The organism is Dyella sp. CR10 (genome assembly GCF_055814425.1).
Map to the genome: position 1 here is coordinate 3,680,315 of NZ_CP185986.1, position 13,360 is coordinate 3,693,674.

Consider the following 13,360-nt stretch of genomic DNA (forward strand, 5'->3'; position numbering starts at 1 on the left):
TATCATCCCTTTTCGATCAAACATCTGAACCCTTTCTCATGCGCGTAACCAAGCTGCAGGTCTTCAAGGTACTGATTGTGCTCGCCGTCGTCGCCACGATGAGCGCCTGCTCCATGTTCCGGAGCAAGAAGGAGACCATCGACACGATGCCGGTGGACAGGCTGTACGCGAATGCGCACGATTCCCTGGTCCATGCCGACTACGCCGCGGCCACCAAGGCCTACCAGCGCCTGATCGCGCGCTTCCCGTCCGGCGACTACAACGAACAGGCCCAGCTCGACCTGGCCTATTCGCAGTACAAGGACAACCAGCCGGACGACGCCTACTCCACGGTCAACCGCTTCATCAAGACGTATCCGACCCACAAACATGTGGATTATGCCTATTACCTGCGCGGCCTGATCAATTTCGACCGTACCGGCGGCTTCATCGAGCGCACGTTCGCGCGCACCGAGTCGCAGGCGCGCCGCGACCAGGGCTACAACCTGCAGGCTTTCGACGACTTCTCGGAGCTGACCCGGCGCTTCCCGGACAGCGCCTACGCCGCCGACGCCCGCCAGCGCATGATCTACCTGCGCAACGTGCTGGCCCAGTTCGAGATCAACGTCGCCGAGTTCTATCTGCGCAACAAGGCCTATATCGCCTCGGCCGACCGTGCCCAGTACGTGATCGAGCATTACCAGCAGGCGCCGCAGACCGGCGATGCACTGGCCATCCTCACGCGCAGCTACATCGGGCTGGAACAGCCCAAGCTGGCCGACCAGACCCGCCAGGTGCTGGCCCTGAACTACCCGAACCACCCGTACCTGACCGATGCGAAGTGGCCGCACGCACCATCCACCCTGCGCAAGCTGGTGCCGTTCTCCGGCCACCACTGAGCCAGCGCGGCAAGCTTCACCGAAAACGCCACGGCTTGCGCCGTGGCGTTTTCTTTTGCCCCTTCCTCCAGGGGGCGCCGCTCATCGCGTCACGCCGATCAGCTCGCCGAAGCGGTGGAAGCCGGCCCGCGCATAGACGCGGTTTTCGTTGCCGGCCGCCGTCATCAGGAACGGAAACGACACGCCTTGCGCGAAAGCGTGATCGGCCAGCAGCGCGCTGACCGCGCCGCCGATGCCGCGGCCACGCGCCTCCTCGCGCACGCCGATCGCGGCGATCTCCGTGACGCCCTCCAGCGGCGGCGAGTACAGGCCCGCGCCCAGTGCATCGCCGCCGCCACGGCGGCGGGCCAGCGCGACCGCGCCGCCCTTTTCCACCACGTTGACCAGCCGCTCCACATCGGCCTCGCCGGCGGCCGGTACGCCGTAGGCCGCATTCTGCACCTGCGCGGCGGCGTGCAGTTCGTGCTCGCGTTCGGCGAGCAGCCATTCCACGCCGTCCAGATCGCCGTCGGCCGCCAGGCTTTTCGGCGTGCAGGTCATCAGCGCCAACGGCTCCTCGCGGAAGAAGCCCGCGTCGAGCAGGCGCGGCAGCACCGCGGGGGCCAGCTCGTGGATGTACTCCAGGCGTGGCGTGCGCTGCCGCCGATCGAACAGATCGACCAGCGCGGCGATGTCGTCCGCGCCGGGCTCGGCGCCGTCCGTGGGCGTGGCGTAGTTCCAGCTCGGCTCGGCGCTGGTCGCGTCGAAGATGACATGGAAGGGTTCGAGGCAAGGGTTGCCCGACTGCAGCGCGATGCGGGCGCGCAGGTAGGCGGAGACACGGCCCAGGGCCGTGCAGTCATGCATTGTCATGTGTGAGGTACTCAGTCTCGTCCCGATGCGCGCAGCATCAGGACATGCCGGATCGCCCGAACCGAAGGTCCGGGAACGAATGCGGGGGCCGCCGAAGCGCGGCCGTCAGAACGGACTCGGGAGCCGGTCCAGAGGAAGAAAACCGATGGACGGCGTCAGCAGGCGGCGATCTGCACGGCAGCGGCGACGGCGAGCTTGCGTGAGGCGATGACAATCATGGGCGCAGCTCCTGTATCGGGAGGGCGCGGATCGTTCCAAACGGCATGGGGCGATGTCAAGCGCGAATCGCCCGACTGTGCCATTGGTTGGGCAAATATGTGCTCGCGGCGTCAACGCCACCCGGATGTAATCGGATAGCGCCGCTCGCGACCGAACGCCCGCGTGGTGACGCGCGGGCCTGGCGCCGCCTGCCTGCGCTTGAACTCATTGATCAGCACCAGGCGCACCACGCGCCGTACAGTATCGATGTGGAAACCCTGCGCGGCGATCTCCGCCTGCGACTGCTCGCCTTCGATGAACCGCTCGAGGATGGCGTCGAGTTCGTCGTAGGGCGGCAGCGAATCCTGGTCGGTCTGGTTGTCGCGCAGTTCCGCCGAGGGCGGGCGTTCGATCACCGCGGAGGGAATCACATCGCCGTCGCCGAACCGCGCCGCGTACACGTTGCGCCAGCGCGACAGGCGATACACCACGGTCTTGTACACGTCTTTCAGCGGCGCATACGCGCCGCACATGTCGCCGTACAACGTGGCGTAGCCCACCGCCATCTCGCTCTTGTTGCCGGTCGCCAGCAGCAAGCGGCCGTGCTTGTTGCTCAGCGCCATCAGCATCGCGCCGCGCGTGCGCGACTGCAGGTTCTCTTCGGTGATGTCCGCCGGCTTGCCGGCGAAGGCCGGCGTCAATGCTTCGACGAAGCTCTCGAACGTCTTCTCGATCGGGATGATGTGGTACTCCACGCCCAGCGCCTCGGCCTGCGCGCGTGCGCCGTCCAGCGAAAGCTGCGAGGTGTAGCGCGAGGGCATCATCACCGCGGTGACCCGCTGCGGCCCGAGCGCATCCACCGCCAGCGCCAGGGTCAGCGCCGAATCGATGCCGCCGGACAGGCCCAGCAGCACGCCGCCGAAACCGTTCTTCTCGATGTAGTCGCGAATGCCGCGCACCAGCGCGGCGTAAAGGATCGACTCGGTCGCGTCCTCGGCGATGGCCGGCCAGTCGTCGGCCTTCAGCGTGCGGGTTTCCGCATCGAAGTCGGCCCACAGCAGCAGATCCATGAAGGTCGGCGCGCGCGCGGCGATCCGTCCGTCACCATTCACCAGCAGCGAGCCGCCGTCGTACACCACTTCGTCCTGGCCGCCAATGAGGTTGAGGTAGATGACAGCGCAGCCGGTCTCCTGCGCGCGGGCACGCAGCACCGCTTCGCGCTCAGCCTGCTTGGCGCCGTCCCACGGCGAGGCGTTGATCACGACGATCAGTTCCGCACCGGCGCGGGCCGCCTGTGCGGCGGGTTCGGGCTGCCAGATGTCTTCGCAGATCAGCATTCCCACGCGCACGCCGTTGATCGTCGCCACCACCGATTCATGGCCCGGGCGAAAATAGCGCTTGTCATCGAACACGCCATAGTTGGGCAGCGCCTGCTTGTGCGCGGTCACTTCGATGCGCCCCTCGCGCAGCAGGCTGGCGGCGTTGTACACCTCACCCTCGCTGTGCGGATGACCGACCAGGGCGGCCACGCCGTTGGTGGTCGCGGCGATCGCGCGCAGCTCACTGTCGCAGGCGGCGAGGAAGCTCGGGCGCAGCAGCAGGTCTTCCGGCGGATAGCCGCTCAGCGTCAGCTCCGGAAACACCACCAGGTCCGCGCCGCCCTCGCGCGCCTGCGCCAGCAGGTCGCCGACGCGGGCAGCATTCGCAGCCACCGCGCCTACCGGGAAATCGAACTGCGCCAGAGCCAGACGAAGGGAGGACATGCGACGGAGATCCAGGGGGAAGGGGCCCGTATGATACCCCTGCGCGCGACCGGTCCGACCCGGTGCGACCGGCCCGACTCAGGCCACCGGCCGCAGCAACAGCAGCGCCGCCAATGCCAGCATCATCAGCGCCACCAGCACATCGAACACGCGCCACGCGACCGGGCTGCGGAACACTGGCAGCAACACGCGGGCGCCGTAGCCCAGACCGGTGAACCACAGGACGCTCGCCGTGCATGCGCCGGCCGCGAAGATCCACTGTCCCTGCCCTTCGAAGCGCGTCGACAGGCTGCCCAGCAGCAGCACGGTGTCCAGATAGACGTGCGGGTTGAGCAGCGTGAAGCCCAGACAGGCCAGCACGATGCGCAGGCGGCTGTGCATCGCCGCGCCCGACGGCTGCAAGCCGCTCTCGCCGCGCCACGCGCGCCGCGCCGCCATGCCGCCATAAGCCAGCAGAAAAGCGGCGCCAGCAAAGCGCAGCACCTGCAGCAGCACCGGCTGGCGACTCACGGCCATGCCCATGCCGGCCACGCCCAGCAGGATCAGCGCCATGTCGCACAGCACACAGATCAGCACGACTTCGCCCACGAAACGGCGCTGCAGGCCCTGGCGAAGCACGAAGGCATTCTGGGCGCCGATCGCGATGATCAGGCCCGCACCGGCTCCGAGACCGGCGAGATAGGCGGAGGCTTGCATGGAGATTCACCCTGAAAAGACGGCCAATGTCGCTTAGCCGGCCATTTCAGTAAAACTAAATATACTTACGTCAGATCAGATTATCTAAAGACCGCCATGAGCCTGCTCAATCCCCAGCTGGTGGCCTTCGCCGCGGTACTCAGCGAAGGGAGCTTCGACGGCGCCGCGCGCCGGTTGTCGCTGACGCCGTCGGCGATCTCCCAGCGGATCAAGGCGCTGGAAGATCGTCTCGGCCAGGTGCTGGTGCTGCGCCGCTCGCCGTGCGTCGCCACGGCCGCGGGCGAGCGCCTGCTGCGTAGCGTGCAGCAGATGCGCCTGCTGGAGGCGGAAACGCTGGAAGCTTTCGCCGTTGCACCCGCGGCGACCGATGCACCTACATCGGTCGCCATCGCGGTGAATGCCGATTCGCTGGCCACCTGGTTCCTCGCCGCGCTGGCCGAACTGCATCGCGTGCACAACCTGCTGTTCGACGTGCGGGTCGATGATCAGGATCACACCACCGACCTGCTGCGCGACGGCACGGTGCTCGGCGCGATCACCGCCGAGGCGCAACCGGTGCAGGGCTGCGCGGTGAAGAAGCTTGGCGTGATGCGCTATCTGCCGATCGCCTCGCCGGACTTCGTCAAGCATCACTTCGCCGGCGGACTGGATGCGGCATCGCTCGGGCGCGCGCCGATGCTGGTGTTCAATCGCAAGGATGCCTTGCAGTATCGCTTCATGCGCAGCGTGACGCGTGCGCGCCTCGATCCGCCAACGCATTACCTGCCTTCGTCGACCGGTTTCGTCGAAGCCGCCGCATTGGGCCTGGGCTGGGCCATGGCGCCCGAATCGCTGCTGCATCGGCCACTGCGCGAAGGTGCCGTGTGCGCGATCGCACCCGAACGCTGGCTGGACGTGCCGCTGTACTGGCAATACTGGGCGATCCGCTCGCGCACGCTGGCGCAGCTCACCGAAGCGCTCGTGCGCGCTGCCGGGCAGGAACTGCGCGTGCGCGGTTGAACGCGACACACGCGTCCACGCGTGGGCGGCTCCGACGCCGTCCGGAGCCCTGCGCAGACGCACCGTTATGCGCCGATCGTTTCTGGTCATTCCGAGCATTCGCTCGCTTGTCGCCGGTGCTCGATTCCCCGAGCTTGGCATCGCCGCCACGTCTGCCCTCGCGCAACGTCGTGGCATCCCTGCCCCCGCAACAACGGAATCGTTTTCCATACCTCCATACCGTCCTTACTCCAAGCCGCTGGCGATCGCGCTGATCGTCCTTGGCGTGATCTGCATCGTCGCGATCACCATGATCTTCGCCTGCGCCATCTTCGCCGCCGGTATCGCGCACCTGATCCTCGCCTTCGGCCACCAGCGTCCCGCCAGCCGCGTGTGGCACATCGTGGCGGCGCTCGTGCTGATCGTCGGTGGCGGCTGGCTGATCGCGCTGCCACTGGATGCCGCCGCTTCATTCACGCTGGTGCTGGCTTCGCTGTTCGTGCTGCCGGGCCTGATGCGTATCGCGGCATGGCTGGGCGAACCCGCGAAGGCCGCCCATCTGTGGACTCTGGTCGACGGCATCGTCACCACGATCCTCGGTGCCGCCGTCATCGCCATGTGGCCCGAGAGCAGCCTGTGGCTGATCGGCACGCTGGCCGGCGTGAATCTGATCTTCAACGGCATCGCCGCCCTGCAATCGCCGCCGCGCCTCGCGGCAACGTGACGCGCACCGTGCACGTCGTCGAAGGAGCCGCGCGACAGCGGCCCCTTCTCTTTGCCGCATGGGATTAAAGAATCGGCCGCCCCGGTCGATCTATCCGGAAGCCCCTCATCCACACTTTCGCCCCATGTTCCGCCTGTCGTCCCTGCTCGTCGTCCTGCTCCTGTCGTCCGCCGCCCTGTCCGCCACCGCACCGCTCGAAGTCAGCCTCACCGTGAAGGAAAGCTGCCTGGTCGAGCGGCGCGATGCACGTGCTTTCCAAGTCCCCGTGGTCAGCTGCGCGCTCGATTCGCCCTACCTCGTGCGCGGCGCCTCCGTCGAACGCTTCGATGTCCGAGACAAGACACCGACCCGGATCGCCGCACCACGCCCCGCCGCGTGGGAGGTGATGTTCTGAGCCAGCGTCAGAACTCGATGGTCGCGGTGATCGTATCGCTGTAGTTGCCCGGTGACGGCGTAGCCTGCGGCGGTACGCGTCCGTAGACGGTGACCGCCTGGCTCAAGCCGCTGCCCGTACCAGTCACCCGGGTCGTGCCCGCGCTGCCGTCGCCCCATGGCACGCTGCGTGCGGCGTCGGTATAGAGCTGATAGCTCACCGATCCTCCTCCGCCCTGACGCTGCATGTTGCGCGCCGCCACGTTGCCGCTGCCGCCGCCGTTGAGCGAGATGCGCCATGCGTCGCCGTTGGTGCAGGTCACGCTCAGGCTGCCCAGCGCATTGATGCCCGCGCCCAGCACGCCGGCCGTGCCGAAGCTGAGATTGGTGGCGCCGATGTTGCAGTTGTTGATCACGGTGGCGCTGACCGTGAAAGGGAAGCTGCCGTTGGCGGTCAGCGAAGCGCAGGTCGGCGCGCCCAGCAGGTAGTAGCCATAGGCCAGCACGGTCTCCGCATTGAAGCTTTGGCTGTATACCGTGCCGGCGTTGCCGGTGGTCGGCACGGTCGTCTGGCCCGCGCCGATCTGTCCGTAGAAGTTCACCATCGCGCTGGCCGTGGTACCCAGCAGCGGTTTGGCGATGGATACCGACAACGGCGTACCACCGGTGAAGCTGGAACCCCACACCTGGGTATGGCCTGCATCCTGGTACAGGTCGTACTGCATCGTGTTGCCGGCGTTGCTCAGCACGCGCGTCGCCGTGTTGCTCAGATTGAGGCAGACCAGTGCGTTCGGCGCCAGCGAAATCAGCGTCCAGTTGCAGCTCACGTTGATCGTCCCGCTGCGCGCCACGGCGGCGCCGCTGATCGGGTCGACATTGCCGAAATCCAGATTGCTGGGCGTGGCGCTGCACGTCTGCGCATGCACCGCGCCGCACCAGGGCAGTGCGCACACGAGCAACAGAGCGAGCCAGCGCTTCATCGTTCCTGCTCCGTCTGCCTGGCGCATCGCAGCGGACCGATGCGCGGCAACGAGTGGTCCGCCGGCGAGCGGTAATCGAAGGCGACACGGCAATGCCAGCCGTCGCCGGTCAGCTCCAGCCGATTGTGTTCGCGCAAGCCGCTGACAAAGGTGAGCCCGTCGTAGCCCACCACAGTGTCGGCGCCGCTTTGCTCGTGATGCACGCGGGTACCGGGCGGCACGGGATGTCCGGCGTCGTCCGTCAGCACGATGGTGGCCGCCGCGTAGCGCGAGAGCGGAAAGCGCACCAGCACGCCCGAACGCGCCTGCGGCACGACATCCTGCGCGACGGTATCGACCTGCGCATCGGCCGGCAGCGACAAGCTGTCGATCGAAAGCCGGTTGGACTGGTATGCGTTGAGATCCGTCACCAACAGATGGCCGCTCTGATCGGTGCGGCCGATCGGGCGGTTCTCGTGCTGCACGGGCACGTCCGGCACGCCGTCGGTGGACACCAGCGCGAAGCCGTCGTAGATACGCCGCGCGGGCTGCAGGCTGCCATCCATCCAGACCAGCGCGCCCAGCGCATCCAGAGAGACGGTGCGCTTTCCGTCCGTATCCTGCACCAGCCCCGTGAGCTGGCCGGCACGGCCGAGATATTGCAACTGCCCCTGGCGGAAACGCAGATCGCCGCTGCGTCCGTCCTGCACGCCCCAGCCCCAGCCGCCGGCGTAATCGGCCGGACGCAGCGCCTGCAGGTTGCGGTAAGGCTGGCCGCCCTGGCTGCCGCCCAGCGCGCTCGCGGTGAGCCGCCCATCCAGCGACAGATTGAGGCTGAGGAAGGCCCCGCTCGCCGCTGGCCGCGCGAAGTCGCGATAGGCGCTGAGGTTGAGTGAGGCCCAGCGTGTCAGCGAGCAAAGCCAGGTCAGCGCGCCGATGCGCGATGGGGAAGCGCCTGGCAGACGCAGGCCGATGTAGCTCAGTGCGAGGTTCTGCCCCGGCGCGAACGGCACCGATACGGTCAACCGCGCCAGCCGGCGCGGTGCGGGCGAACCTTCGCGCGCCGCCAGGTCGGCATAGCCGGCCGTGCGCTGGGTCAGCTCCGCGTCGATCGCCAAATCGGGCCGGACCCACTGGTAGCCGAGGCTCGCCTGGCGCCCCGTGTCGCGCCCGCCGCTCAGGGCCAGCGAGCCGCTCAGCACGCCGGCCTGGCCGAGCCGCACCAGCGCGCCGCCACCGCCATTGGCCAGTCCGGCGGAGGCTTCACCATGCAGCTCCAGCGTCAGCGCATCGTTCATCCCGTGCCGCCAGGAAGCGCTGGCCGACGGATGCGAGGCGTAGTCGAACGAGGTCAGCCCGTAGCGCCGGCGCACGAAACCCGCCTCTATGCCGTAGCTGTCCAGGCCCGGGGCGAGCATGCGCGCATCGATGTAGAGCGGCAGCGCCGTGGTCACGCTGCGTCCGAGCGCATCGCGCGTCACCAGCGTGGCCTGGCCCGCGCCGGTGATACCCGGCGCCTGGTTGAGCACGAACGGCCCGCTCGGCACATCCACGCTGGCGCGACGCACGTTGTTGACGTACAGATCCACCGCTGAAGGCACCGCGGCGGAGCCGCCCAGCGACGGCAGCGGAAAGGTGATCAGATCCGGCCGCAGGCTGAAGTCGCTGCGCCATTGCACGCCGGCGAAGCGCACCGGACGCGACCAGTTCAGCGCGGAAGTGATGCCGTCGCCGATCTGCAGGACGCTCAGGCTGGCCGGGTCCGAGCGCGTCCACGTGGTGTCGTAGCGCACGTAGCGGCGCGTACCGCTTCCCGCGTAGTAGGTGCCGGTGTGGTCGAACACGCCGGACGGCGCGAAGTAGCGCCACTCCGACCACAGCGCCAGGCGTGCTCCGTCGCCGCTCTGCGCGTAGGCGTCGTAATTGAGCACCACGCCCCGCCCGCTCTGCGCCGGCGGCGTGCGACCGAGCTGGCGCGCATCGGCCACGTAGGGCAGGCGCAGCGCGTCGGCCACGGTCAATTCCACCCGCTGCGCGGCCGCGTCGTAGCGATAGGCCAGGCCGGGCACATCATCCAGCCGCGTCTCGCCCGCCGTGCCCAGGCGTGCCGGATCCAGCCCCAGCGACGCCAGCTCGGCGGCATCGCAGGCGAGGCGATCGCCGGTGGCGCGGAAGCGCAGGATCCGTCCGCTGGGCTGGCCGTTGAGAATCACCTCGAGAAACACCTCCTGCGGCTGAGCCATGTCCAACGCTGCCGGCGCGGGCACGTCGCCACCACGCACCGGCGTGGCGGTGACCAGCGCACAGGCCAGCAGGCAACGGCCCGCGCCAGCGCGCCATTCATTACCGTGCGCCGATCCGCGGAAGCCGCGCGCCGGGCGCATGGGTCATGGCCGCGACGGCAGGCTCAGCTCGGTCTCGGTCGGCTGGGCGTTGATGTTGGTGCGGACCTTCAGCGGCGCGCGCGCAGCGACGTCCTGATCCAGCGCGATGGTCCATTGCCTGGTTCTCCCGGCCAGTACGTAGCCCAGCAATCCCGGATTCACCACATGCTCGGCGCCATCGGCGGTGACCACCCGCACCGCAGCGAGCTGGGCCCGGCGTCCGCCCTTATTGGCCACTTGCAGCCGCCATTGCGTGCCTTCCTGCCACAGCTCCCAGGTAAGCCGCGGCGCGGCCGGCGCGCCGGGTGGCTCGACGAATACGGGCACCGAGTAGCGCAGGCGGATATTGACGCCATTGCCCGGCGCCGCATCCAGGCCGGGCACCTCGTCGACGAGCACCCGATAGGTCAATTCTCCAGCCGCATCCGTGCCGGCACGGCGCACCAGCCGCACCAGTTGTTCGCCCTGCGGGTCGATGCGGATCAGCGGCGGGCTCGCCAGCAGGTCCTCGCTGGGCTCCAGCCGATCGTCCTCCACGGTCTGGTCCCAACGGAACACGCGCACCTGGCCGTAGATGATCTCCTTGCCGGGATTGCGCAGCATGAGCGCCGCGGCGCCCTGCCCCGGCGCCAGCTCCACGGTCACCGGCGAGATCTGCAGCGACGAGGCGTGTGCCGCCAGCGCGCAGCCGAGGGCCAGCGCTGCCGCTATGCGCCGCATGTCTCAGAAATAAACCGTAGCGGTGACGGTGGCCTGGTACGTGTCCGGACGCGGCGTGGCCTGGCTGGGCACCTGGCCGTAAACGTTGATCGACTGCGCCGAACCGGTGCCGGTGCCGGCTACGGTGTCCGTGCCCTGGGTGTTACCCCAGACGGTGCTGTGCCCGGCATCCTGGTACAGCTGGAAGCCCACCGTGGTACCGGTATTGCCGCTGGTCGTACCGGCCATCAGGCGGCCGGAGACAGTCGAGCCGGTGACCGTGCCGGCGTCGAGGCCGACGTTGTAGGGCGTGGTGTTGGTGCACGTCACCGCCACCGTGGTCTGCTGGTTGAGCGCGCTGGACAGCACGCCGGTGGTCCCGAAGCTCAGCGGATTGGCGGTGATGCTGCAGTTGGCCTGCAGCGTGAGCGAGACCGTGAAGGTCGTCGTCGCCGTGCCGTTGGAGTAAATGGCTGCCGTGGACGCGGACGCGACGACGGCGAGAAGACATGCGAAACCCAGCTGCTGCCAACGCTTCATGTGACCCCCTGCGGTCTGCGAGCGATGCGAGTGCTGTCCGGGCCGGCGCGAACGGCGCCGCCGTCCCGGGCGGTGTGCGGGCGTATGTGTAGACCCGAACCAAACGTTTAGTCAATTTTTTTCGGTGCGGCGCTGGAACTTGCCGCGGCCCGGCGATGCCTTTCGTCCGCCCAAAGAAAAAGGCCGCGGATGACCGCGGCCTTTTCGCCCTCCTCGGAAGGAGGCTTACTTCTTCAGCAGGCCCGCCAGGGTCTTGCCCAGGTCGGCCGGGGACTTCACCGTGGTGACGCCCGCCTTCTCCAGCGCGGCGAACTTCGCCGCCGCCGTGCCCTTGCCGCCGGAGATGATCGCGCCGGCGTGACCCATGCGCTTGCCGGCCGGAGCCGACGCGCCGGCGATGAACGACACCACCGGCTTGGTCACGTACTCGCCGATGAACTCGGCGGCGTCTTCCTCGGCGCTGCCGCCGATCTCGCCGACCATGATGATGCCTTCGGTCTGCGGATCGTCCTGGAACAGCTTCAGGCAGTCGATGAAGTTCAGGCCGTTGATCGGGTCGCCGCCGATGCCGATGCAGGTCGACTGACCCAGGCCTTCGTTGGTGGTCTGGAACACGGCTTCATAGGTCAGCGTGCCGGAACGCGACACGATGCCGACCTTGCCCGGCTTGTGGATGTGGCCCGGCATGATGCCGATCTTGCACTCGCCCGGGGTGATGATGCCGGGGCAGTTCGGGCCGATCAGCACGGTTTCCGGATGCTGGGCCAGCACGTTCTTCACGCGCAGCATGTCCAGCACCGGGATGCCCTCGGTGATCGCCACGATGACCTTGATGCCCGCATCGATCGCTTCGAGGATCGAGTCGGCCGCGAACGGCGGCGGCACGAAAATGACGGACGCGTCGGCGCCGGTTTCATCGACCGCTTCGGCCACGCTGTTGAAGACCGGCAGGCCGATGTGCTCACTGCCGCCCTTGCCCGGGGTGACGCCGCCGACGACCTTGGTGCCATAGTCCAGCGCCTGCTGGGCGTGGAAGGTGCCCTGCTGGCCGGTGAAGCCCTGCACGAGGACCTTGGTGTTCTTATTGACGAGAACGCTCATGGTTCAATTGCTCCTCAGGCCTTGGCCGCAGCCACGGCTTTCTGCGCCGCATCGTTGAGATCGTCGGCCGGCGTGATCGCCAGGCCGGAGTTGGCCAGCAGTTCGCGGCCCAGCTCCACGTTGGTGCCCTGCAGGCGCACCACGACGGGGATCTTCAGACCCACTTCCTTCACGGCCGCGATGATGCCTTCGGCGATCAGGTCGCAACGCACGATGCCGCCGAAGATGTTGACCAGGATGGCCTTCACCTTGTCGGAGGAGAGGATGAGCTTGAACGCCTCGGTCACGCGCTCCTTGGTGGCGCCGCCGCCGACGTCGAGGAAGTTGGCCGGCTCGCCGCCCGCCAGCTTGATCACGTCCATGGTGGCCATGGCCAGGCCCGCACCGTTGACCATGCAGCCGATGGTGCCGTCCATGGTCACGTAGTTGAGGTTGTGCTGCACGGCAGCCGCCTCGGCCGCGTCTTCCTGGGTCAGGTCGCGCATGGCGGCCAGGTCCGGATGGCGGAACTCGGCGTTGTCGTCGGAGTTGACCTTGCCGTCGAGCGCGGCCAGGTTGCCGTCCTCGAGAATGGCGAGCGGGTTGAGCTCGACCAGGGACAGGTCCTTCTCGTTGAACAGCTTGTACAGGCCCAGCATGATCTTGGTCAGCTGGCCGACCTGCTTGGCGTTGAGGTCCATCGCGAAGCCGAGCTGGCGGCACTGGTACGGCTGCAGGCCCTCGACGAAATCCACCACGATGGTATGGATGTCTTCCGGGGTGTCCTTGGCGACCTGCTCGATGTCCACGCCGCCGTGCTTGGAGGCGATGAAGGACACGGCCTTGGTGTCGCGGTCCACCAGGATCGACAGGTACAGCTCCTTGGCGATGTTGGTGGCGTCGGTGACCAGCACCAGGTTCACCGGCAGCGCGCGGCCGGCGGACTGGTAGGTTTCCATGTTGGTGCCGAGCATGCCCTTGGCGGCGGCACGGACATCATCGAGGCTCTTGCAGAACTTCACGCCGCCGGCCTTGCCGCGGCCGCCTGCGTGAATCTGGGCCTTGACCATCCACTGCGTGCCACCAAGGTGCTTGGCGGCGTCGACAGCGGCATCGGGAGAGTTGGCGACCTTGCCCGGGGGCACGGCGATGCCGTACTTCGCGAACAGTTCTTTGGCCTGGTACTCGTGGAAATTCATTCGATACCTCGAGCGAACGGGGAAAAACATGGCGGCCG

Annotated in this window: 13 protein-coding genes; 4 read left to right on the plus strand and 9 right to left on the minus strand. The window is 67.7% G+C overall.

Annotation, left to right across the window (positions count from 1 at the left end; genetic code table 11):
- Positions 1–38: 38 nt before the first annotated feature.
- Positions 39–878, plus strand: a complete 840-nt coding sequence (locus ACNR9O_RS16645) for an outer membrane protein assembly factor BamD (protein WP_473686818.1) — start codon at positions 39–41, stop codon at positions 876–878.
- A gap of 81 nt (positions 879–959) precedes the next feature.
- Here the strand turns inward: ACNR9O_RS16645 and ACNR9O_RS16650 are convergent, their stop codons facing one another.
- The 3 genes from ACNR9O_RS16650 to ACNR9O_RS16660 form a co-directional block, all read right to left on the minus strand.
- The gene (locus tag ACNR9O_RS16650; protein ID WP_473686816.1) at positions 960–1,730 is read right to left on the minus strand and encodes a GNAT family N-acetyltransferase; all 771 of its coding nucleotides are present in this window, start codon (positions 1,728–1,730) and stop codon (positions 960–962) included.
- A gap of 329 nt (positions 1,731–2,059) precedes the next feature.
- On the minus strand, positions 2,060–3,691 hold the full coding sequence (locus ACNR9O_RS16655) for an NAD+ synthase (protein WP_473686814.1): 1,632 nt from the start codon (positions 3,689–3,691) through the stop codon (positions 2,060–2,062).
- 78 nt (positions 3,692–3,769) lie between these two features.
- Positions 3,770–4,387 carry a LysE/ArgO family amino acid transporter gene (locus tag ACNR9O_RS16660; RefSeq protein WP_473686812.1) on the minus strand — a complete coding sequence of 206 codons (618 nt, stop codon included), beginning with the start codon at positions 4,385–4,387 and terminating at the stop codon, positions 3,770–3,772.
- Between the two features lie 96 nt (positions 4,388–4,483).
- Here ACNR9O_RS16660 and ACNR9O_RS16665 point away from each other — a divergent pair, with 96 nt between their 5' ends.
- The 3 genes from ACNR9O_RS16665 to ACNR9O_RS16675 all read left to right on the plus strand — a co-directional run bounded on the left by ACNR9O_RS16665 (position 4,484) and on the right by ACNR9O_RS16675 (position 6,483).
- Positions 4,484–5,386, plus strand: a complete 903-nt coding sequence (locus tag ACNR9O_RS16665; RefSeq protein ID WP_473686810.1) for a LysR family transcriptional regulator ArgP — start codon at positions 4,484–4,486, stop codon at positions 5,384–5,386.
- Between the two features lie 67 nt (positions 5,387–5,453).
- On the plus strand, positions 5,454–6,089 hold the full coding sequence (locus tag ACNR9O_RS16670; protein ID WP_473686808.1) for an HdeD family acid-resistance protein: 636 nt from the start codon (positions 5,454–5,456) through the stop codon (positions 6,087–6,089).
- A gap of 124 nt (positions 6,090–6,213) precedes the next feature.
- Positions 6,214–6,483 carry a hypothetical protein gene (locus tag ACNR9O_RS16675; RefSeq protein WP_473686806.1) on the plus strand — a complete coding sequence of 90 codons (270 nt, stop codon included), beginning with the start codon at positions 6,214–6,216 and terminating at the stop codon, positions 6,481–6,483.
- Positions 6,484–6,490: 7 nt separating this feature from the next.
- Here the strand turns inward: ACNR9O_RS16675 and ACNR9O_RS16680 are convergent, their stop codons facing one another.
- From ACNR9O_RS16680 to sucC, 6 genes are all read right to left on the minus strand, one after another.
- Positions 6,491–7,441: a Csu type fimbrial protein gene (locus tag ACNR9O_RS16680; RefSeq protein ID WP_473686804.1), complete on the minus strand. Its 951-nt coding sequence runs from the start codon at positions 7,439–7,441 to the stop codon at positions 6,491–6,493.
- Complete coding sequence (locus ACNR9O_RS16685) at positions 7,438–9,804, minus strand: fimbria/pilus outer membrane usher protein (RefSeq protein ID WP_473686802.1); 2,367 nt, start codon at positions 9,802–9,804, stop codon at positions 7,438–7,440. The genes ACNR9O_RS16680 and ACNR9O_RS16685 overlap by 4 nt, the downstream gene beginning before the upstream one ends.
- 3 nt (positions 9,805–9,807) lie before the next feature.
- The gene (locus ACNR9O_RS16690) at positions 9,808–10,524 is read right to left on the minus strand and encodes a fimbrial biogenesis chaperone (protein WP_473686800.1); all 717 of its coding nucleotides are present in this window, start codon (positions 10,522–10,524) and stop codon (positions 9,808–9,810) included.
- 3 nt (positions 10,525–10,527) lie between these two features.
- On the minus strand, positions 10,528–11,043 hold the full coding sequence (locus tag ACNR9O_RS16695) for a Csu type fimbrial protein (RefSeq protein WP_473686798.1): 516 nt from the start codon (positions 11,041–11,043) through the stop codon (positions 10,528–10,530).
- A 225-nt stretch (positions 11,044–11,268) separates the two neighbouring features.
- A complete protein-coding gene (gene sucD / locus ACNR9O_RS16700) occupies positions 11,269–12,144 on the minus strand; it encodes a succinate--CoA ligase subunit alpha (RefSeq protein ID WP_473686796.1) in 876 nt (291 codons plus the stop codon).
- Positions 12,145–12,158: 14 nt separating this feature from the next.
- Positions 12,159–13,322, minus strand: a complete 1,164-nt coding sequence (gene sucC / locus ACNR9O_RS16705; protein ID WP_473686794.1) for an ADP-forming succinate--CoA ligase subunit beta — start codon at positions 13,320–13,322, stop codon at positions 12,159–12,161.
- Positions 13,323–13,360 lie beyond the last annotated feature (38 nt).